The sequence below is a fragment of the Viridibacillus soli genome (assembly GCF_016612995.1).
Taxonomy (GTDB): Bacteria; Bacillota; Bacilli; order Bacillales_A; family Planococcaceae; genus Viridibacillus; species Viridibacillus soli.
Genome location: NZ_JAEOAH010000001.1, coordinates 84,017 through 105,128, shown reverse-complemented (window position 1 = coordinate 105,128; position 21,112 = coordinate 84,017). Strand labels below are relative to the sequence as shown.

General features: G+C 38.2%; 23 protein-coding genes and 1 other annotated feature. Of the genes, 21 read left to right on the top strand and 2 right to left on the bottom strand.

What is annotated here, in order from left to right:
* The first annotated feature begins 19 nt into the window (after positions 1 to 19).
* From mnmA to mtnN, 16 genes are all read left to right on the top strand, one after another.
* On the top strand, positions 20 to 1,141 hold the full coding sequence (gene mnmA, locus JFL43_RS00525) for a tRNA 2-thiouridine(34) synthase MnmA (RefSeq protein ID WP_200747498.1): 1,122 nt from the start codon (positions 20 to 22) through the stop codon (positions 1,139 to 1,141).
* Positions 1,142 to 1,155: 14 nt separating this feature from the next.
* Positions 1,156 to 1,815: a tetratricopeptide repeat protein gene (locus JFL43_RS00520; RefSeq protein ID WP_200747497.1), complete on the top strand. Its 660-nt coding sequence runs from the start codon at positions 1,156 to 1,158 to the stop codon at positions 1,813 to 1,815.
* 16 nt (positions 1,816 to 1,831) lie between these two features.
* Positions 1,832 to 4,303 (top strand): SF1B family DNA helicase RecD2, encoded by a 2,472-nt coding sequence (gene recD2, locus JFL43_RS00515; RefSeq protein WP_100794339.1) that lies wholly within the window; start codon positions 1,832 to 1,834, stop codon positions 4,301 to 4,303.
* A 90-nt stretch (positions 4,304 to 4,393) separates the two neighbouring features.
* Positions 4,394 to 4,608 (top strand) — a binding site (T-box leader).
* A 44-nt stretch (positions 4,609 to 4,652) separates the two neighbouring features.
* Entirely contained in the window at positions 4,653 to 7,280 is a 2,628-nt protein-coding gene (gene alaS, locus JFL43_RS00510; RefSeq protein ID WP_200747496.1) for an alanine--tRNA ligase, read from the top strand.
* Positions 7,281 to 7,359: 79 nt separating this feature from the next.
* Entirely contained in the window at positions 7,360 to 7,626 is a 267-nt protein-coding gene (locus tag JFL43_RS00505) for an IreB family regulatory phosphoprotein (RefSeq protein ID WP_100794337.1), read from the top strand.
* A 2-nt stretch (positions 7,627 to 7,628) separates the two neighbouring features.
* A complete protein-coding gene (gene ruvX / locus JFL43_RS00500) occupies positions 7,629 to 8,048 on the top strand; it encodes a Holliday junction resolvase RuvX (RefSeq protein WP_200747495.1) in 420 nt (139 codons plus the stop codon).
* 10 nt (positions 8,049 to 8,058) lie between these two features.
* Positions 8,059 to 8,355, top strand: a complete 297-nt coding sequence (locus tag JFL43_RS00495) for a DUF1292 domain-containing protein (protein ID WP_100794335.1) — start codon at positions 8,059 to 8,061, stop codon at positions 8,353 to 8,355.
* Between the two features lie 27 nt (positions 8,356 to 8,382).
* Complete coding sequence (locus tag JFL43_RS00490) at positions 8,383 to 8,676, top strand: DUF1292 domain-containing protein (protein ID WP_100794334.1); 294 nt, start codon at positions 8,383 to 8,385, stop codon at positions 8,674 to 8,676.
* 88 nt (positions 8,677 to 8,764) lie between these two features.
* On the top strand, positions 8,765 to 9,883 hold the full coding sequence (mltG, locus tag JFL43_RS00485) for an endolytic transglycosylase MltG (RefSeq protein ID WP_200747494.1): 1,119 nt from the start codon (positions 8,765 to 8,767) through the stop codon (positions 9,881 to 9,883).
* Positions 9,884 to 9,972: 89 nt separating this feature from the next.
* Positions 9,973 to 10,605, top strand: a complete 633-nt coding sequence (locus JFL43_RS00480; RefSeq protein ID WP_200747493.1) for an O-methyltransferase — start codon at positions 9,973 to 9,975, stop codon at positions 10,603 to 10,605.
* 6 nt (positions 10,606 to 10,611) lie between these two features.
* On the top strand, positions 10,612 to 11,541 hold the full coding sequence (locus JFL43_RS00475; RefSeq protein WP_100794331.1) for a peptidase U32 family protein: 930 nt from the start codon (positions 10,612 to 10,614) through the stop codon (positions 11,539 to 11,541).
* 17 nt (positions 11,542 to 11,558) lie between these two features.
* Entirely contained in the window at positions 11,559 to 12,833 is a 1,275-nt protein-coding gene (locus tag JFL43_RS00470) for a peptidase U32 family protein (protein WP_200747492.1), read from the top strand.
* On the top strand, positions 12,833 to 13,471 hold the full coding sequence (udk, locus tag JFL43_RS00465; RefSeq protein ID WP_100794329.1) for a uridine kinase: 639 nt from the start codon (positions 12,833 to 12,835) through the stop codon (positions 13,469 to 13,471). Before JFL43_RS00470 ends, udk begins: the two co-directional genes overlap by 1 nt.
* 110 nt (positions 13,472 to 13,581) lie before the next feature.
* Entirely contained in the window at positions 13,582 to 14,058 is a 477-nt protein-coding gene (gene greA / locus JFL43_RS00460) for a transcription elongation factor GreA (protein ID WP_100794328.1), read from the top strand.
* Positions 14,059 to 14,170: 112 nt separating this feature from the next.
* On the top strand, positions 14,171 to 14,974 hold the full coding sequence (locus tag JFL43_RS00455) for a YrrS family protein (protein WP_200747491.1): 804 nt from the start codon (positions 14,171 to 14,173) through the stop codon (positions 14,972 to 14,974).
* 122 nt (positions 14,975 to 15,096) lie between these two features.
* A complete protein-coding gene (mtnN, locus tag JFL43_RS00450; RefSeq protein ID WP_200747490.1) occupies positions 15,097 to 15,789 on the top strand; it encodes a 5'-methylthioadenosine/S-adenosylhomocysteine nucleosidase in 693 nt (230 codons plus the stop codon).
* 241 nt (positions 15,790 to 16,030) lie between these two features.
* Here the strand turns inward: mtnN and sigK are convergent, their stop codons facing one another.
* Positions 16,031 to 16,735, bottom strand: coding sequence for an RNA polymerase sporulation sigma factor SigK (gene sigK, locus JFL43_RS00445; RefSeq protein ID WP_100794326.1), 705 nt, complete (start codon positions 16,733 to 16,735; stop codon positions 16,031 to 16,033).
* 105 nt (positions 16,736 to 16,840) lie between these two features.
* Entirely contained in the window at positions 16,841 to 17,380 is a 540-nt protein-coding gene (pssA, locus tag JFL43_RS00440; protein WP_200747489.1) for a CDP-diacylglycerol--serine O-phosphatidyltransferase, read from the bottom strand.
* Positions 17,381 to 17,471: 91 nt separating this feature from the next.
* On the opposite strand from pssA, the gene JFL43_RS00435 reads away from it, so the two are divergent.
* From JFL43_RS00435 to yhbY, 5 genes are all read left to right on the top strand, one after another.
* Positions 17,472 to 18,254, top strand: coding sequence for a phosphatidylserine decarboxylase (locus JFL43_RS00435; protein WP_200747488.1), 783 nt, complete (start codon positions 17,472 to 17,474; stop codon positions 18,252 to 18,254).
* A gap of 103 nt (positions 18,255 to 18,357) precedes the next feature.
* The gene (locus JFL43_RS00430) at positions 18,358 to 18,858 is read left to right on the top strand and encodes a YqeG family HAD IIIA-type phosphatase (RefSeq protein ID WP_198517946.1); all 501 of its coding nucleotides are present in this window, start codon (positions 18,358 to 18,360) and stop codon (positions 18,856 to 18,858) included.
* Positions 18,859 to 18,862: 4 nt separating this feature from the next.
* Complete coding sequence (gene yqeH / locus JFL43_RS00425; RefSeq protein WP_100794322.1) at positions 18,863 to 19,966, top strand: ribosome biogenesis GTPase YqeH; 1,104 nt, start codon at positions 18,863 to 18,865, stop codon at positions 19,964 to 19,966.
* A gap of 11 nt (positions 19,967 to 19,977) precedes the next feature.
* A complete protein-coding gene (gene aroE / locus JFL43_RS00420; protein ID WP_200747487.1) occupies positions 19,978 to 20,823 on the top strand; it encodes a shikimate dehydrogenase in 846 nt (281 codons plus the stop codon).
* Positions 20,810 to 21,109 (top strand): ribosome assembly RNA-binding protein YhbY, encoded by a 300-nt coding sequence (yhbY, locus tag JFL43_RS00415; RefSeq protein WP_100794320.1) that lies wholly within the window; start codon positions 20,810 to 20,812, stop codon positions 21,107 to 21,109. Before aroE ends, yhbY begins: the two co-directional genes overlap by 14 nt.
* The last annotated feature ends 3 nt before the right edge of the window (positions 21,110 to 21,112 follow it).

Genomic DNA, 21,112 nt, shown 5'->3' with positions numbered 1-21,112 from the left:
AAGAAAAAAGGTGAATGATATGAACGCAACAAAAGACCCTTCAAAAACACGCGTTGTTGTCGGCATGTCTGGAGGAGTCGATTCTTCAGTTGCTGCGTATTTATTGAAAAAACAAGGCTATGACGTGATTGGCATCTTCATGAAAAACTGGGACGATACAGATGAATTTGGTGTTTGTACTGCAACGGAAGATTATGATGATGTTATTAAAGTATGTAACCAAATCGGCATCCCTTATTATGCAGTAAACTTTGAAAAGCAGTATTGGGATAAAGTTTTCACATATTTTTTAGAAGAATACAAAGCAGGACGTACCCCAAACCCGGACGTTATGTGTAATAAAGAAATTAAATTCAAAGCGTTTCTTGAGCATGCATTAAAACTTGGTGCTGATTATTTAGCGACAGGTCACTATGCACAAGTAGCTGAGCGTAACGGTGAAACAGTCATGCTACGCGGAAACGACGATAATAAAGATCAAACGTATTTCTTAAACCAATTATCACAAGAACAATTATCAAAAGTAATGTTCCCAATTGGTCATTTAGAAAAGCCAAAAGTGCGTGAAATTGCGCTTGAAGCAGATCTTGCAACTGCAAAGAAAAAAGACTCAACAGGCATTTGCTTCATCGGTGAACGTAACTTTAAACAATTTTTAAGTCAATACTTACCGGCTCAACCAGGTAATATGGAAACAATGGACGGCGTCGTTATGGGTAAGCACGACGGTTTAATGTACTACACAATTGGTCAACGCCATGGTTTAGGTATCGGCGGAGAAGGCGATCCTTGGTTTGTAGTAGGGAAAGATCTAGAGAAAAACGTGTTATTAGTTGGACAAAATTTCCATAATGATAAGCTTTATTCTCATAGCTTAACAGCTGTGAAATTAGGCTTTACTTCAAATAAACCAAAGCATGAGAAATTTAGTTGTACGGCTAAATTCCGTTATCGCCAACAAGATACACCTGTTGAAGTTGAAATACTGGGAGAAGATCAAATACGTGTTACTTTTGAAGAACCAGTACGTGCCATTACACCAGGACAATCGGTCGTATTTTATGATGGCGACGAATGTCTAGGCGGCGCAACGATTGATGAAGTCTTTAAAGACGGTAAAAAACTAACTTACGTTGGTTAATAGGAGTGGAATTAGTGGATTTTAACGAACAAGGTATAAAAGCTATTCAAGAAAAGCGTTATGAAGATGCTGTCCAAGCTTTTACACAAGCGATTGAAGAAGAGCCAAATAACACAGTAGGTTACATTAACTTTGGTAACCTACTTGCTTCTATGGACGAAACGGAAAGAGCAGAACGCTTTTTCCAAAAAGCCATTACTTTAGATGAAAAAGCTGCAACAGCCTACTATGGTTTAGCGAATCTTTACTATAATAACGAGCGCTTTATGGAAGCTGCAAAGTTATATGAAATTGCCATTCGCCTCGGTATTGAAGGTGCAGATGCTTTTTATATGCTTGGTAAAAGTTTCGAGCGCGCTGGTGAAACAAAATTAGCCCTGCCATATTTACAAAGAGCCGCAGAACTAGCACCTGAAGATGTTCAAGTGCGACTAGCTTTTGGTATTTTACTATGCTCACTAGAAATGTTCGATGTGGCACAAAAAGAATTACAATATGTTATCGATGAAGATTGGAATAATGCAGATGCTCACTACAATTTAGGTGTTCTCTTTGCAGTCTCAACTGAACGTACAGAAGATGCAATATATCACTTAAAGCAAGCATTTACACTACAACCTGATTTTGATCAAGCGCGTTATATCCACGATATGATTGCGATGAACCACCAATAAAAAGGAGGTGACAGTGTTGACTGAAAATCTATCATTGTTTCAAGAAGAACAGCTATTTATCGTCGGTCGGCCTGTCGTCTCTATCTTTCATAATCCCCAGAATTTATTTTCTATTATTAAGTTGAAAATTCAAGAAACGAATACAACGTATAAAGAAAAAGAAGTTATAGTGACAGGCTTTTTTCCGTCTGTCGTTGAAGAAACGTTGTATCGTTTTACGGGGCAATTGAAGCAGCACCCGAAATACGGTTTGCAATTTCAAGCGGCCACTTTTTTAAAAGAGATTCCAGGTACTGAACAAGGTGTCGTGCATTATTTATCAAGTGATCTATTCCCAGGCATCGGTCATAAAACGGCTGAAACGATTGTTAAAAGACTAGGGAAAGATGCCATCAAAATTATTATTAATAATCCTGATGCGCTCGATGAAATTCCACGACTTACGGAAGATAAAAAAGAGACATTACGTACCGTGCTAGAGCAAAATCTAGGGCTGGACCGTATTATGATTCAATTAAATGAATGGGGCTTCGGTCCACAGCTTGCAGTCAAAATTTATCAAATGTATGAAAATGAAGCGATTCAACTATTAACGCAAAATCCGTATCGCCTCATTGAAGAAATTGAAGGTATTGGCTTTCAACGTGCAGATGAATTAGGCGCTAAATTACATATTACGGGTGATCATCCGGATCGTATAAAGGCTGCAATCTTGCACCTTTTAAACGTTAGTGCACTATCAGAAGGCCATGTCTTTATGGATGCAAAAGATATACTACCACAAGCCAAAAACCTCCTCGAAATGAGTCAAGCATTTGAAATTCCATTTGATGCTATTTCAAAAGCATGTATTGAACTTCGTGAGGAAAGTAAAATTTGTGGTGAAGAAACCCGTCTGTATATGCCTTCCCTTTATTTTTCAGAAATTGGCATTGCTTCGAAAATTACAGAGCTCGCCCAAAAGAATGAAGAGCAATCCGCGTTCCCTACATCCGAAATCCGAAAATTTATCGGTGATGCAGAGGAACGTTTTGGTGTTTCATACGCTGAAACGCAAGTGGATGCCATTGAAAAAGCTATTAACTCGGCTGTTATGATTTTAACGGGTGGACCTGGTACAGGGAAAACGACAGTTGTCAAAGGTATTGTGGACGTTTACGCAGAGCTTCATGGTTTATCTTTGGACCCAAAGGAGTATGCTGCAAAGGACGAGCCATTCCCAATAGTACTAGCTGCACCAACAGGGAGAGCTGCAAAGCGCCTTAGTGAATCAACTGAATTACCAGCGATGACAATCCATCGTTTGCTCGGCTTTACAGGACAGGATAAGGAAGAGGAAACGGAGAAGGAAGTAGGCGGTCGACTCATCATCATAGACGAAATGTCGATGGTGGATACTTGGCTTGCACATCAATTATTAAAATCGTTAAATGATGATTGCCAAGTTATTTTTGTTGGCGACCAAGATCAATTACCACCAGTGGGTCCTGGACAAGTGTTAAAAGATTTACTCGCATCTAAAGCGATTCCAACGGTTGAATTAACAGATGTTTATAGACAAGCGGACGGTTCATCTATTATTGAACTTGCTCACCAAATGAAAAAAGGCGAAATGCCACAAAACATACTTGCCAAAACATCTGACCGCTCCTTTATCCAAGCTACGTCCGATCAAATAGCAGATGTTATTAAGCAGGTCGTGTCAAGTGCCGTGAAAAAGGGCTTCTCTATTCATGATGTTCAAATATTAGCGCCGATGTATAGAGGTCCTGCTGGTATTGATGCCATCAATAAAATGATTCAAGAGCTCGTTAATCCAAAGAAAACAGAGAAGCGTAAGGAAATAACATTTGGCGATGTCACTTATCGTATTGGTGATAAAATATTACAGCTCGTCAATCAGCCGAATAGCAATGTTTTCAACGGTGATATGGGTGAAGTAATTAGTATTATCAAAGCGAATGAAACAATCGAGAAGCAAGATTTACTCGTAGCTTCTTATGACGGTATTGAAGTAACGTATCAACGTGGTGATTTGAATCAGATTACACTTGCTTACTGCTGTTCGATCCATAAATCGCAAGGTAGTGAATTCCAAACGGTCATTATGCCTGTAGTACGTGGTTATTCGAAAATGCTACGAAAAAACTTACTTTATACAGGTATTACACGAGCAAAAAACTTCCTTATTCTTTGTGGCGAAGTCGATGTTTTTAAATACGGTATGCTTAGAACGGATGATCTGCAACGCCAAACGACTTTAGCACATCGCTTGGAACAAGTTGAGGTGTTAGAAGCTATTGTAGAGTCTGCAGACCAGGAAATGATACAAGCGCCTAAAGAAATGAAGTTAACAACAATTGCCGAAGAGGACGAACAGTTATTCATTGGTTCACAATCTTTAGATGCCAAAAATTATTTAGATATTCATCCCTTAATCGGTATGAAAGGCGTTAGTCCTTATGATTTTCTTGAAGAAGAGAATTGACAGATACAGCGACCTTTTTTAAAATAGGATTGAGTCCATATTTGAAAACAATTGTATTTTCGAATATTTTAACTAACAACACATATATCGCTTAAAACTGCGAAGGATAAAAGTACAATATGGAAAGTGTGCAGAAAGAGGTTTCAAGGCTGCGAGAACCTTCACCAACCATTTTGGAAAGCTCATCCTGAGTACAGCTAATCCCTGTCGTTTGCCGCGTTAAGGCTTAATGAAGAGACAATAGATGCAAGATTTATCTATTGTAACTAGGGTGGTACCGCGAATTTTCAACCTTCGTCCCTTTTATAGTGGATGAAGGTTTTTTATTGTCTAAAGGAGGAAAACACATATGCAAACAGCAGCAGAAATTCGTCGTAAATTTATCGAGTTCTTTGAAGAAAAAGGACATAATCAAGAGCCAAGTGCTCCACTTGTACCAATCAATGATCCCTCATTATTATGGATTAACTCTGGGGTAGCAACATTAAAGAAATACTTTGATGGTCGCGTTATTCCTGATAACCCTCGAATTGTAAATGCACAAAAATCAATTCGTACAAATGATATTGAAAACGTAGGTAAAACAGCTCGTCACCATACATTTTTTGAAATGTTAGGTAACTTCTCAATTGGTGATTACTTTAAAAAAGAAGCGATTCATTATGCTTGGGAATTTTTAACTGATGAAAAATGGATGGGCTTTGAAGGTGAAAAACTTTCTATTACAATTCACCCTGAAGATATAGAAGCATATACAATCTGGAAAGACGAAATCGGCATTCCTGAAGAGCGCTTAATCCGTCTTGAAGGTAACTTCTGGGATATCGGTGAAGGTCCAAGTGGTCCAAACTCTGAAATTTTCTACGACCGCGGAGAATCTTATGGAGCAGACGAATCAGATCCTGAGTTATATCCAGGTGGCGAAAATGAACGCTACTTAGAAATTTGGAATCTTGTGTTCTCTGAGTTCAACCACAATCCTGATGGCACATATACACCACTACCAAAACAAAATATTGATACAGGTATGGGGCTAGAACGTATGGCTTCCGTTGTCCAAAATGTACCAACAAATTTTGATACCGATTTATTTATGCCAATTATTGAGCATACTGAACGCATTTCTGGTGAAAAATATCACGTTGATGTGAACAAAGATGAAGCATTCAAAGTAATCGCTGACCATACTCGTACAGTAGCATTTGCAATTGGCGACGGAGCACTACCGTCAAATGAAGGTCGTGGCTATGTGTTACGTCGATTATTGCGCCGTGCTGTGCGATATGCAAAACAATTAGGTATCGAAAAACCATTTATGTTTGATTTAGTACCAACAGTTGGTGAAATCATGGTTGACTTCTATCCAGAAGTAAAAGAAAAACAAGAATTCATCATGCGTGTTATTAAAAACGAAGAAGTACGTTTCCACGAAACATTAGACGGTGGCTTAGCAATCTTCAATGAAGTTGTGGCAACACAGAAGGCAGCAAACTCATCTATCGTTCCGGGTAAAGATGCATTCCGCTTATATGACACGTATGGCTTCCCTGTTGAATTAACAGAAGAATACGCTGAAGAAGTAGGTATGACTGTTGATCACGAAGGTTTTGAAAAAGAAATGGAAGCACAACGTAATCGTGCTCGTGCGGCTCGCCAAGACGTTGACTCTATGCATGTTCAATCAGAAGTATTAGCTAACTTAAAACAAGAAAGTACATTTGTTGGTTACGAAAGTTTACAAACTGATACAAAAGTAGCTGCAATCGTTGCAAATGGACAAGAAGTAACAGTAGCTTCTGAAGGTGAAGAAGTGTTAGTTATCTTGTCAGAAACACCATTCTATGCTGAATCAGGTGGTCAAATTGCTGACCATGGTACAATCTCAAATGATTCATTTTCTGCCTCTATTAAAGATGTGCATAAAGCACCAAATGGCCAAAGTTTGCATACCATCATTGTAGAAACAGGCGAAATGCATGTTGGGGATGACGTTCATGCGACAGTAGATCGTCATGCTCGTAATCATACTATTAAAAATCATACAGCCACTCACCTTTTACAACGTGCGTTAAAAGACACATTAGGTGCTCACGTCAACCAAGCGGGTTCTTATGTAGGACCAGACCGTTTGCGTTTTGACTTCTCTCACTTTGGTCAAGTAACAAAAGAAGAGTTAGAAACAATCGAACGTATGATTAATGAGAAAGTTTGGGATGATATCGCTGTTGTTATCGAAAATAAAGCAATTGACGAAGCAAAAGCAATGGGTGCAATGGCTCTATTCGGTGAAAAATATGGTGATGTAGTACGTGTTGTACAAGTGGGTAACTATTCATTAGAACTTTGCGGTGGTATTCACGTAGAACGCACATCACAGATTGGCTTCTTCAAAATCGTTTCTGAAGGTGGAATTGGTGCGGGTACTCGACGCATTGAAGCTGTAACAGGTAAAGCAGCATTTGAGGCGGCTAAAGAAGAACAACATGTTTTAGAACAAGCAGCGGCATTATTAAAAGCAAATCCAAAAGATTTAGTTGCTCGTGTTGAAGGTTTACAACATGATTACAAAGAACAACAACGTGAAAATGCAGCACTTTCTTCTAAAATTGCGAACGCTCAAGCGTCTAATATTTTATCTGCAGCTCAAGAAATCGGTGGCGTCACAGTTCTTGCGACAAAAGTAGAAGCAAAAGACAACAATCAACTACGTCAATTAATGGATGACTTAAAAGAAAAAATGACGAATAGTGTAATTGTTTTAGGTGCTACTGAAGGCGATAAAGTCATGTTAATTGCAGGTGTTACAAAAGATATAGCTGGTGGAAACTATCATGCTGGTAACATCGTCAAAACTGTAGCAGAACAATGTGGAGGTAAAGGCGGCGGCCGCCCAGATATGGCGATGGCTGGAGCAAAAGAAGGCTCTAAACTTGCAGAAGCGCTAGAATCTGTTTATGATTATGTAAAATCTATTTAAAAGGTATCCTGATTACGGTATACTTACTATTGAATAGAAGGTTTTTATACTTTCAAAAACTTAAAGTGAGGTGCTGAGCATGAGTTCGTTCGATCAAACGATGAAATTTAATTTTCCGGAAGAATCTATGGAACAAGAAGTAAAGGAAACTATGCTTCATGTTCATGCGGCACTAGAAGAAAAAGGGTATAATCCGATTAATCAGATTGTTGGTTATCTGCTGTCAGGCGATCCGGCATATATTCCTCGTCATCAAGAGGCTCGTAATAAAATTCGCAAGTTAGAGCGTGACGAAATATTAGAAGAACTTGTGAAATTCTATATTAAAAAGAATAACGAGGCGTAATAATGAGAATAATGGGTTTAGATGTTGGTTCTAAAACAGTTGGAGTAGCAATCAGCGATGCACTAGGTTGGACTGCTCAAGGAATTGAAACTGTAAAAATCGACGAGGAAAACGAGGAATTTGGTATCGACCGAATTCGTGAACTTGTCCAATCATATGGAGTAACGGAATTCGTAGTTGGATTCCCAAAAAATATGAACAATACTGTTGGTCCTAGAGGAGAAGCTTCTATGCGCTATAAAGAGCTACTAGAAAAGACCTTCTCTATGCCTGTAACACTTTGGGATGAGCGTCTAACAACGATGGCTGCGGAGCGTCTGCTAATTGAAGCGGACGTCCGTCGCAAAGATAGAAAAAAAGTCATTGATAAAATGGCTGCGGCTATGATCCTTCAAGGATTTTTAGACCGAAAACAATTATGAGGTGAATATTATGACAAACGAACAAGAGCAAGAACAACGCAACATTACAATCGTAGATGAAGAGGGCAACGAACAATTATGTGAAGTACTACACACATTTGACTCTGAAGAGTTCGGCAAATCTTACGTACTTTACTTTGTAATCGGTTCTGAAGATGAGGAAGGCGAAGTAGAAATCTTTGCTTCAGCATTCACTCCATCTGAAGATGGCGAAGACGGTGAATTAGCACCAATCGAAACAGAAGCTGAATGGGATCTAATCGAGCAAGTTGTAAACGACCTTGATGAAGACATCGAAGCTGAATAAATTTTAATTAAACAAGAGGTGAAAAGTATGTCAAACGAACAAGAGCATGATCATAAGCATATCCATCTGATCGATGATGAAGGAAAAGAACACACATATGCTGTTCTTTATGAATTTACAGTAGACGCTACTGAAAACTCATACGTTCTTTATTATGAAGAGGGCGTTGAAGAAGGCGAACAAGTTGAAGTTTTCGCTGCTAAAACAATTGTATCAGAAGATGGCGAACTTGAATCGCTAGAAGAAATCGAAACAGATGAAGAGTGGGATATGGTTGAAGAAGTATTGAACACACTTGACGCTGAATTTGGTGAAGAGTAATCTGTTAGTTTTTATGAAAGCGGAATGGTTTTTGCATTCCGCTTTTTCTTTATGAAAATAGTTTTTATAGGTAATAGGAGGACAGCAAGTGGATCAGGAAACTCAAAAAAAGGAAATGCTGAACAAAATGAAGGAACGTAAAAAGGAAGTAAAAACCGTTCGTAAAATAGTTTTTATCATTGCTTTTGCATTTATTATTGTTGCGGCCATAATTAGTATAAGCATGTATTTTTATGTATCCGGTGCATTAAAACCTGTTGACTCTGAGTCAAACAAAACAGTGAAAATCGAAGTGCCAATCGGCTCAACAATCGATTCAATCGCTGTAATACTTGAGAAGAAGAACATCATTAAAGACGCCAAAGTCTTTAAGTACTATACAAAATTCAAAAATGAATCAGAGTTCCAAGCAGGTACGTACAAATTAACAAAAGCGATGACGATTGATGAAATTATCAAAAGCTTGAAAACTGGGAAAGTCTATCGACAACCGACATCTACATTAACAATTCCAGAAGGATTGACGTTAGATCAAATCGGCGCACGTATTGCGAAGAATACAACATATACGACGGACGAGTTTATGACCCTTGTAACGAGCAAAGAATTCGTGAAAAACATGAAATCAAAATATCCAGAATTGATTACAAAAAAAGTGAACAATAAAGACATTCGTTACGTATTAGAAGGCTATTTATATCCTTCAACCTACTCATTCTTTGCAGAGGATCCAACTTTAGAAGAAATTGTCGAGCAAATGATTGCGCAAACGAATACAGTCGTAACACAATATAGCGTTCAGTTAAAAGAAAAGAAAATGAGTGTTCATGAATTTTTAACATTTGCATCATTACTTGAACGTGAAGCAACTGCTAAAACAGACCGTGAAACAATCGCAAGTGTTTTCTATAACCGTCTTGAGACAGGTATGCCATTACAAACAGACCCAACAGTTTTATATGCATTAGGCGAGCATAAGGACCGTGTCTTATACAAAGACTTAGAAGTGAAACATCCTTATAACACGTACAAAGTGAAAGGTTTACCACCAGGTCCAATTGCCAATGCGGGGAAAGAATCTTTAGATGCGGCGATTAGTCCAGCTGATACGCCATACTTATACTTCTTAGCAGATAAAAATGGCATCAATCATTTCGCAGAAAAGTATGAAGACCATCTAAAAAATGTTGACAAATATATCAAGTAAACACCTGTAGAAGAAAAGCAGTACTCGCTTTTCTTCTATTTTCATGATAATATAAAGTGTATTTTTGATACTTAAGGAGCTATGAAAGTATGAACATTTCGGATTCATATATTCAAACCTTCATCCAACCAAGAAACGAATTGCTAATGGACATGGAACGCTTCGCGGAAGAAAATCATGTACCCATTATGCAATTACCTGCAATCGAGATATTGCTTCAAATGCTACGTATACAACAGCCAACATCTATTTTAGAAATAGGGTCAGCCATTGGCTATTCCGCTATTCGTATGGCAGAGACATTACCACAATGTCAGGTTGTGACGATTGAACGTGACGCTCTGCGTATTCAACACGCAAAACAATTTATTGCACAATCGGTTGCTAAAGAGAATATTGAGTTACTTGAAGGAGATGCGTTAGAAGTGGATGTGGAAAGTAATCATCCAACTTTTGATGCTGTTTTTATTGATGCGGCAAAAGGTCAGTACCAACGCTTTTTTGATAAATATAGTCCGCTAGTTCGTTCCGGCGGTATACTATATATCGATAATATGTATATGCATGGCCTATCAGATTTAGATATGAAAGAAGTGCCAAGAAGAAAAAGAACGATGATCCGCAACCTACATCATTTTGCAGATTGGATTATTAATCATCCTGATTATCAGTCCACTTTTTTTCCAGTAGGGGACGGATTGTTGATATGTATAAAGAGGTGACCATTCATGAAGAAACCTGAATTACTCGTTACACCACAATCTGTTGCACATGTTGAAGCACTCATCCAAGCTGGAGCGGATGCTTTTTTAATAGGTGAACAACAATTTGGTCTACGTTTAGCAGGTGAATTTTCAGTAGAACAAGTAGCTGCAGCAACTGAAAAAATCCATGCAGCAGGTAAAAAAGTGTATGTCGCAATGAATGCAATTTTCCATAATGATCGTGTAGACTCACTTGCGCCGTATATGCGAAAATTAGCGAAAATTGGCGTTGATGCAATCGTCTTTGGCGATCCCGCAATGATCGTTGCACGTCGTGAAGCAGAAGTGACTATTCCACTACATTGGAATCCAGAAACAATTGCAACGAACTGGTTCCAAGCAGACTACTGGGGTAAACGCGGTGCTACTCGTACTGTTTTAGCTCGTGAGTTAAGCATGGACGAAGTGATTGAGATTAAAGAAAATACTGAAGTTGAAATCCAAGCTCAAGTGCATGGTATGACTTGTATGTTCCAATCAAAACGAGCATTACTTGGTAACTATTTCTTATACCAAGATAAAGCAATGGAAATTGAAAACCGCAAAGACAATCGTAATATGTTCTTACATGATGACGAGCGTCACAACAAATACCCTATCTATGAAGACTTAAATGGTACGCATATTTTCAGTCCGAATGATATGTGTATTATTGATGAATTAGATGAGTTATTCGAAGCGGGAATTGATTCATTTAAAATTGAAGGTGTACTTCAATCACCTGAATATGTTGTCACTGTTACAGAATGCTATCGCAAGGCAATCGATGCATATGCTGAATCAGCTGATCAATATTACGATATCAAAAATGACTTATTAGCAAAAATTGAAGAAATTCAACCTGCAATTCGTCCATTAGATACTGGATTCTATTTTAAAGAAACAGTCTACTAAGAAAGGAGAGGTACACTTTGACATTATTACAAAATGATCGCATCAGCGAAATCATTGATGGCAAACGAGTCATCGTGAGAAAACCAGAATTATTAGCGCCAGCAGGTAGCTTAGAAAAACTCAAAATTGCTGTACACTATGGTGCGGATGCTGTATTTATCGGCGGACGTGAATTCGGTTTACGCTCAAATGCGGGCAACTTCTCCATTGACGAAATGCGTGAAGGTGTTGAATTCGCTAAAAAATATGGAGCGAAAATTTATGTCACAACGAATATTTTTGCACATAATGAGAATATGGACGGTCTTGAAGACTATTTACGTGATCTAGAATCAGCGGGTATTACTGGTATTATCGTAGCCGACCCATTAATTATTGAAACTTGCCGTGAAGTGGCCCCAAAAGTTGAAATCCATTTAAGTACGCAGCAATCTTTATCCAACTGGAAAGCAGTGCAGTATTGGAAAGAAGAAGGCTTACACCGCGTCGTTTTAGCGCGTGAAACAGGCGCTGAGGAAATCAAACTTATGAAAGAAAAAGTAGATATAGAAATCGAATCTTTCGTACATGGTGCTATGTGTATCGCTTATAGCGGACGCTGTGTACTTTCTAACCATATGACAGCTCGCGATTCCAACCGTGGTGGCTGTTGCCAATCATGCCGTTGGGACTATGATTTATATGAAGTTGAAGATGGAGTAGAAAAACCATTATTTACTGAAAATGAAGAAGCCTTTGCTATGAGCCCAAAAGACTTAAAATTAATCGAATCCATTCCGAAAATTATCGAGCTTGGTATCGATTCATTAAAAGTGGAAGGCCGTATGAAATCTATTCACTATGTAGCAACTGTTGTAAGCGTATACCGCAAAGTAATGGATGCATACTGTGCAGATCCAGATAACTTCAAAATCGACAAAGCTTGGTTAGAAGAACTGGATAAATGTGCAAACCGTGAAGCAGCTTCATCGTTCTTTGAGGGTGAACCGAGTTTTGAACAACAAATGTTTGGAGAGCACGGTAAACAAACGAAATACGATTTCGTAGGTATGGTACTTGACTATGATAAAGAAACAAAAATGGTTACATTGCAACAACGTAACTTCTTCAAACCAGGTGAAGAAGTGGAATTTTTCGGTCCTGAAATTGAAAACTTCCGCGTAACACTTGATGAAGTATGGGATGAGGACGGCAACGCACTAGATGCAGCACGTCACCCATTACAAATCGTGCGCTTCAAATGCGAAACAGAAGTATTCCCACATAATATGATGCGTAAGGAGAACCGTTAATGAATAAAAAACGTCCTGTTGTTATTGGGATTGCTGGTGGTTCTGGTTCAGGTAAAACGAGTGTCACACATGCAATTCATGATGTATTCAAAGATCACTCTGTCGTAGTAATTGAACAAGACTATTATTATAAAGACCAGAGCCATTTAGAATTTGAACAACGTTTATCAACAAACTATGACCATCCAAATGCATTTGACACAGATTTATTAATCGAAGATGTTAAACGTCTTTTAAATAGACAAGCCATTGAAAAACCAGTGTATGACTATGCCTTACATACACGTGCAAAAGAAACAATTCACATCGATCCACAAGATGTCATTATTTTAGAAGGTATTTTAGTTTTAGAAGATGAACGTCTACGAGATTTAATGGATATTAAATTATTCGTTGATACTGACTCCGATTTACGTATTATCCGTCGTATCATTCGTGACATTAACGAACGTGGTCGCTCAATCGATTCAGTTGTTGAACAATACTTATCAGTCGTTCGTCCGATGCACAATCAATTCATCGAACCGACGAAGCGATATGCCGATATTATCATCCCTGAGGGTGGTCAAAATGAGGTAGCAATCGACTTAATGGTAACAAAAATTAAAACAATTCTTGAATCTGAAACTATTGTGTAATATGATATTTATGGATTGGCAATATTTTCATACAAACTATGTCGCATTCTTTCTTAAGTAGCGGCATAGTATTTTTATTAAGTAGTGAATTATCTAAGGAGTGAAATACTTTGTCAAATGAAAAACAATACCCTATGACTGCTGCGGGTAAGCAGAAATTACAAGACGAAATAGAATACCTAATCTCAACGAAACGTAAAGAGGTCGTAGAGCGTATTAAGATTGCTCGTAGCTTCGGTGACCTTTCCGAAAACTCTGAGTACGATGCAGCTAAAGACGAACAAGGTTTCGTTGAAGGCCGTATCACAACTCTTGAAGCAATGATTCGTAACGCTGTAATCATCACTGATGATCAGTTAAGCAATGATTTTGTAGCACTTGGAAAAACGGTTACATTTTTAGAACTTCCTGATGGTGATGAAGAAACATACACAATCGTTGGTTCTGCAGAAGCAGATCCAGTAGAAGGTTTGATTTCAAATGACTCACCAATCGCTAAAGGTCTACTAGGCCGTAAAGTCGGTGAAGAGTTAAAAGTTTCTACACCAGGTGGAGACATGGACGTACGTATTATTACAATTAAATAAAATGATTATGCAAAAAGGCTTATTCTAAGTGGATGAGCCTTTTTTTGCTTGGGGCAATGAAACAATTCATGGTAGGATATAGACAATAGAGAGTTTACTAGGGGGAATCAAAATGGCTGATACTAAACGTCGATACAACCCACAACCTAATCGACCACAAGGTAAAAAGAAAAAAATGGATAAAGTACTAAATGGACTAATAGGTGTCGTTGTACTTCTTATACTCGTTGTTGCGGCAATGATTATTATAGGTGGTAAATCAGATGATAACGATAGTGCAAAAGAAAATATTACAAAGCAACCAGAAACAACGGTAACACAGAAACCGGCTGAAGAAGACACTGAAGAGCCTGAAGAACAGGAAGAACCGGAAGAACCGGTTGTTACTGAAGAAGATAAAAAGGATGACGATGAAGATATAAATGATGCAGATGAAACTACTACTGAAGAGAACAAAGGTGACTCAGCGATTGTAGATTCGGAAGATAAAACGCAAACAAACAGCGATGCATCTTCGAACAATAACTCAACTTCATCAGAAGATAAAACAAATAGCGCAACAGCAGAAAAAGAATCTTCAAAAGATCCTGTTGTCAAAGAAGTCATTAAAGACTCTAATTGGAAGCCAACTGCAACTGCGCAAAAGGATTCTGAAGGTGCTCATAATTCCAACTATGACAAAAACTCAACTGACTGGAAAGAGAAAATTACAACGCTTTCTACAACAACAGGCTTAGCTGAGAATGATATGATTGTTTGGTATATTAAAAATGGTGGTAGCCCTGATACAGCAATCGGTATCGTTTCTTCAAATGATAAAAAAGATAAATACCGAGTGAATATGAAATGGGTTAAAAACAAAGGTTGGAAACCAACGAAAATGGAAGTATTAAATACATTAACCGGTGCTTATTAACCATACATTATTAATTGAAAATGATTTTCTAGAAAAAACAAAAGCGTCCATCCAAAATCTTGACGGATGGACGCCTTTTGTTTATGTTTATAGAAGTGTCGAAAAAAGAAAGGCGGAAAAACATGAAAATCGCAGTAATCGGTGCAATGGAAGAAGAAGTAGAACTACTTCGTGCAACACTTGAAAATACATCTGCAACAACAATTGCAAATAGTGAATATACAACAGGTACATATAAAGGACATGATGTTATTTTACTTAAAAGTGGAATCGGTAAAGTAAATGCAGGGATGTCTACTACAATTCTTTTACATCAATTCAAACCAGAAGTCGTGATTAACACAGGTTCAGCGGGTGGCTTTGATGAAAACTTAGAAGTAGGAGCAGTGGTCATTTCTGATGAAGTACGTCACCACGACGTAGATGCGACTATTTTTGGTTATGAAATGGGCCAAGTACCTCAATTGCCTGCAGCTTTTAAAGCTGATGACTTACTTCGTAAAGTAGCTGAAGAGGCTGTAGAAGAGCTTGGAGAGCATCAATATGCAACGGGCCTAATTGCAACAGCAGATTCATTTATGAACGATCCTGAACGTGTAGAGCTTGTGAGAAGCTATTTCCCACAAATGAAGGCAGCAGAGATGGAAGCGGCAGCTGTAGCGCAAGTTTGCTACCAATTCGGTACGCCATTCGTTGTAATCCGTGCATTATCTGATATTGCTGGAAAACAATCTAATATTAGCTTTGATGAATTTTTACCTGTCGCAGCCAAGCACTCAACTGAAATTGTCTTACGCGTCATTTCAAAATTATAAACGTTCACAGTTTTGCCTATTATTTGACGGAAGTTGTACATATATCATCTTATCTAATGTAATATCCAAATGGTAAAATAGGAGTAGGGATGCTACACACTATTCTAGGGATGTTAGGGGGATTTGACATGGTATTTTTAATGGCAGGTGCAATGATAATCACAGCGCTAGCTAGTTTAATTATTACAGCTGAAACGTCTGACTAGCATGGATTACAAATAAGCTCTCTCTGAGATGCGTCTCAGAGGGAGTTTTTTTCATGTTTAAAATATTGATAGAGCTTGATTAATGCACGTTTTTCAATACGAGAAACATAGCTTCTAGAAATGCTCAACTTTTTGGCAATCTCTTTTTGAGTCAGCGGTTCAAAAGTGCCGAGTCCGTAACGGTTTTGGATAATTTCAAGCTCTCTTTCATCTAATTTATCGAGATGTCTGTATAAATGTTGCTCTTCTTCCTGTTGTTCAATTATCACATCAGTTGGAGGTTCATCACTTTGCAGTAGATCTGTAATTTCTAATGCGTTACCATCTTTATCAGTACCAATCGGTTCGAATAAAGAAACATCCTTTTGTACTTTCTTCTGAGCTCTCAGAAACATTAAGATTTCATTTTCAATACAACGTGCGGCATAAGTAGCTAATCGTGTCTTTTTATCCGGCGTGAAGCTACTAACAGCCTTCATTAAACCAATAGTCCCGATGGAAATATAATCATCGAGCTGTTCGTGTTTCGGGTGGAATTTTTTCACGACATGGGCAACAAGGCGCATATTACGTTCGACAAGCTCGAGTTTCGCTTGTTCATCGCCTGCTAAATAGCGTTCCAAACAAAGGGCCTCTTCTTCCTTCGAGAAGGGTTGAGGGAACGCCTGACCTTTCAAATAGCCGACGATTACGGGAAGCTCCATCCACATCTGGATGATGGCAGTTAATAGTGCACTCATTTTAAGACATCCTTTCTGTCATCGTTCATCAATATATGACAGCTTGTGGTTGTCTAAGTACGCAAAAAAAACGACCAAATTACTTGGTCGCTTCAGTGGATTTCATTAAACTTTTTTCAATGAGAAATTACTTATCATTAAAATAGATAAAATCGGGAACAAAAACATATAGAATACCGTTGATAGAGTAGAGATAAAAAAGAATGATGCCGTTAAGAGAGCACCTGCTGCTGTAATTGGCAGACCGGTGAAAAAGCCATTTGATTCTGTAATGTTGAAACGAGCAAGTCTGAATGCACCGCAAGCCATGTACATGACGGTCACAACCATTCCAACTGCGCCGAATTGAATTAATACCATTTTATACATTAATAACGCAGGAGCAACGCCGAATGATATAATATCACTCATCGAGTCGAGTTGTTTGCCTAACTCTGATTCCTGGTTATATTTTCGTGCTACTTTGCCATCGTAGCGATCTAATAGGGCAGCTATAAAAATAAATAACACACTGTAATTATATGATTCATTGATGGTAGCCATAATCGACGCACCACCAAAAGATAGATTGCCAATAGTGATTAAGTTTGCTAAATGTGATTTCATTTTTTTAACTGTGGTATCCACTTTGTGAAGTAAGAACAATGGACAACACTCCTTTGTTATTCAGTATTAGAACATTATACTTCTTTTATATAGTTACGTAAATCTTTTTTGGAATGGGGGACAAAGCATTATGAAAGAAAAACTTTATCAAAAAGCGATTGAACTGACGAATGGCAAGTGGTCGTCGGTACTTTTAAAACGCTTTACAACATCTACTATAAGTAAGAAGATAATTCCGTCCTATATTGATATATACGATATTAAGACAGCTGAGGTTTCAAGAAATATACAATCTTTTACGAGTTTGCATGATTTTTTTACACGAAAGCTATCATCTGAAGCAAGACCTTTTGACAAGGACGCATCCGTTTATGTAAGTCCTGTTGATGCTAAAATTGAATCCTTTGGAGCAATTGAAAATAATACGTCATTTTTCGTTAAAGGAAAAACATATGATTTAGTCGACTTATTAGGTAAAGAAGAACATGCGAAAACGTTTGAAAATGGCCAGTTTATCGTATTTTACTTAAGTCCAGCTGATTATCATCGCATTCATAGTCCTATTGATGGTAAAGTGATCCGTCAGTATACACTTGGTGCAAGGTCGTATCCGGTAAATGGTACAGGACTTATGTACGGTAATAAGCCGATTTCAGGCAATTACCGTAGTATTACAGAGCTAGAAACGGTGAATGGTGCTCATTGTGACGTCATAAAAGTAGGAGCAATGTTCGTCAATTCAATCCAATTGACGAATACGTCGACAACCTGGGAAAAGGGTGAGGAAGTAGGTTATTTCACTTTCGGTTCGACCGTAGTTATGCTTTTTGAAAAGGACTGTGCTAAGTTCCTTGAAAATGTTGTGAAGGATGGACGCGTTCGTGTGGGAGAAGCATTCGCACATATGTTATAATCGTTAAAGTAAATTATAGAGGTATACGTCTATTGTGGTGAGTAATCATTACAATGACGGTGACTATGATAGATAAGGGGAACATGATTTGTATAACTTTTTAATGCCAAAAGAATTTGTCACATCGGTTTATCAAATTACGCCTGACAAACTAAAGCAGCTTGGTGTTCGCGGAATTATTACAGATTTAGATAATACGCTTGTCGAATGGGACCGCCCAGATGCAACGGAGAAACTTATTGAGTGGCTAAAAACAATCCGTGATGCGGGTATCAAAGTGATGATCGTATCGAATAATGGCGAGCTTCGTGTGAAAGCATTTGCTGATCCACTAGAGCTACCTTATATTTGCAAAGCGCGTAAACCATTAAGTAAAGGATTCAAGCAAGCGCTAATGGAGTTGAATCTGAAACCACAAGAAGTCATCATGGTAGGCGATCAAATGCTAACAGATGTACTTGGTGGAAATCGTATTCACGTACACACCATTTTAGTCAAGCCAGTTGCGCAATCAGACGGCTTTGTCACACGCTTTAATCGCATGGTCGAAAGACGTGTCTTTCATAATTTGAAAAAACAAGGTGTCAAAACTTGGGAGGAATAAATAAATGAATGAAATGCTAAATTGTATCGGCTGTGGAACAACAATTCAAACGGACGATTCAAAAGCGCCAGGTTATGCACCGGCTTCATCTTTAGAAAAGGAAAATATCATCTGCCAACGATGTTTCCGTTTAAAAAATTACAACGAGTTACAACCAGTTTCACTAACTGATGATGATTTCTTACGTATTTTAAACGGTTTAGGACAGCAAAATGGCCTAATCGTTAAAATTGTTGATATTTTCGATTTCAACGGAAGCTGGCTACCAGGCTTACACCGCTTTGTAGGCAATAACCCAGTATTATTAATTGCCAACAAAGCAGATTTATTACCGAAGTCAGTGAAAAAACAAAAAGTTATTAACTGGCTGAAGCTAGAAGCAAAAAAACTAGGCTTAAAACCGATTGATGTCATGCTTGTTAGTGCGCATAAAGGTATGGGTATGCAAGAAGCGATGGCTGCAATTGACGAATATCGTCGTGGACAAGATGTCTACGTTGTCGGCTGTACGAATGTTGGAAAATCAACTTTCATCAACCGCATTATTAAACAGGCTACAGGCGAAAAAGAAGTTATTACGACCTCTTATTTCCCTGGAACGACTTTAGATATGATTGAAATTCCTTTAGAAGATGGCAAGGCAATCTTCGATACACCAGGGATTATCAATCATCATCAAATGGCACATTATTTAGACCCGTCTGAACTTAAATATATTATGCCGAAAAAAGAAATTAAACCGAAAGTATTCCAATTGAATTCAGGTCAAACATTATTTGTAGGAGCATTAGCGCGCTTTGATTTCATTCAAGGGGAACGCTCTGCTTTCACTGTTCATATTGCGAATGACTTACAGATTCATCGTACAAAATTAGAAAATGCGGATGACTTATATGAAAACCATAGAGGTGAATTATTAGCACCACCTTCTGAAAAGTATATCGATCAATTGCCGGAACTAGTACGTTATGAATTCTCGATTAAAGAAGCGAAAACAGACATTGTCTTTTCTGGTTTAGGTTGGATTACAATTCAAGATGCAAATGTTGTCATTGCGGCATATGCTCCTAAAGGTGTGGAAGTTCAAGTTCGTCCATCTCTTATTTAGGAGGATTTTACATGAAAAAATGGTTTGCGGTTATTGGAGATCCGATCGAGCATTCGATGTCTCCAACTATGCATAATCAGTGGTTTTCAGAAGAAAATTTAGATTCATCGTACTTACCCATTCACGTGCTACCTGAGCAATTAGAAGAAGCTATAAAGTCTTTGCAATTGCTTGGGGCAAGTGGCTGGAACGTGACGATTCCACATAAAACGGCTATCATTCCGTTTTTAGATGAGATAGATGTTATGGCCGAGAGAATGGGTGCAGTGAATACGGTTGTGAGACAAGCTGATGGCAAGCTGAAAGGCTATAATACAGATGGCCTCGGCTTTGTCCGCTCACTTGAGGAAGCAATTGGTGACGCGCATCGTGATGGTAATGTGTTATTAATCGGTGCTGGCGGGGCAGCAAGAGGCATTGCCTTTGCTCTGCAGCATACAGGATATCATTCCATTACGATTGCAAATCGTACTGTAGCAAATGCAGAACAAATTTGTACAGAGCTTGGCGGTCAGGCAAAAGCAATATCACTGAAGGAAGCAGAAATAACTTTAGGTGATTATGATATTTTAATTCAAACAACACCAGCTGGTTTAAAAAATGGCACATTACAACTACCATTTGAACTAGATCAGCTCAGAACTAAAGCAATTGTGGCGGATATTGTGTATAATCCATTAATGACGCCATTTTTGCAGGCATCGAAACAGCGGGGAGCAATCGTGGTGACGGGATTGGGTATGTTCGTACACCAAGGTGCTTTAGCATTCAATCATTGGCTAGGGCAGTTCCCAAATACGACTTCTATGAAGAAGTCATTAACGGAGCAATTAGGAGGAAGACATGTTAACAGGTAAACAAAAACGTTTTTTACGTGCAGAAGCACACCATTTAAATCCAATTTTCCAAGTAGGTAAAGGCGGAGTAAATGACGCATTAATTAAACATATTAGAGAAGCGCTTGAAGTGCGTGAACTAATTAAAGTAAGAATTTTAGATAACTGTGAAGAAGATAAGCATGATGTATCAGTAGCATTAGCAAAAGGTGCTCGTGCAGAACTTGTGCAACTAATCGGTTTAACAGTTGTGTTATATAAAGAATCTCGTGAAAACAAGCGTATTGAACTACCAAAATCGAAATAAGGA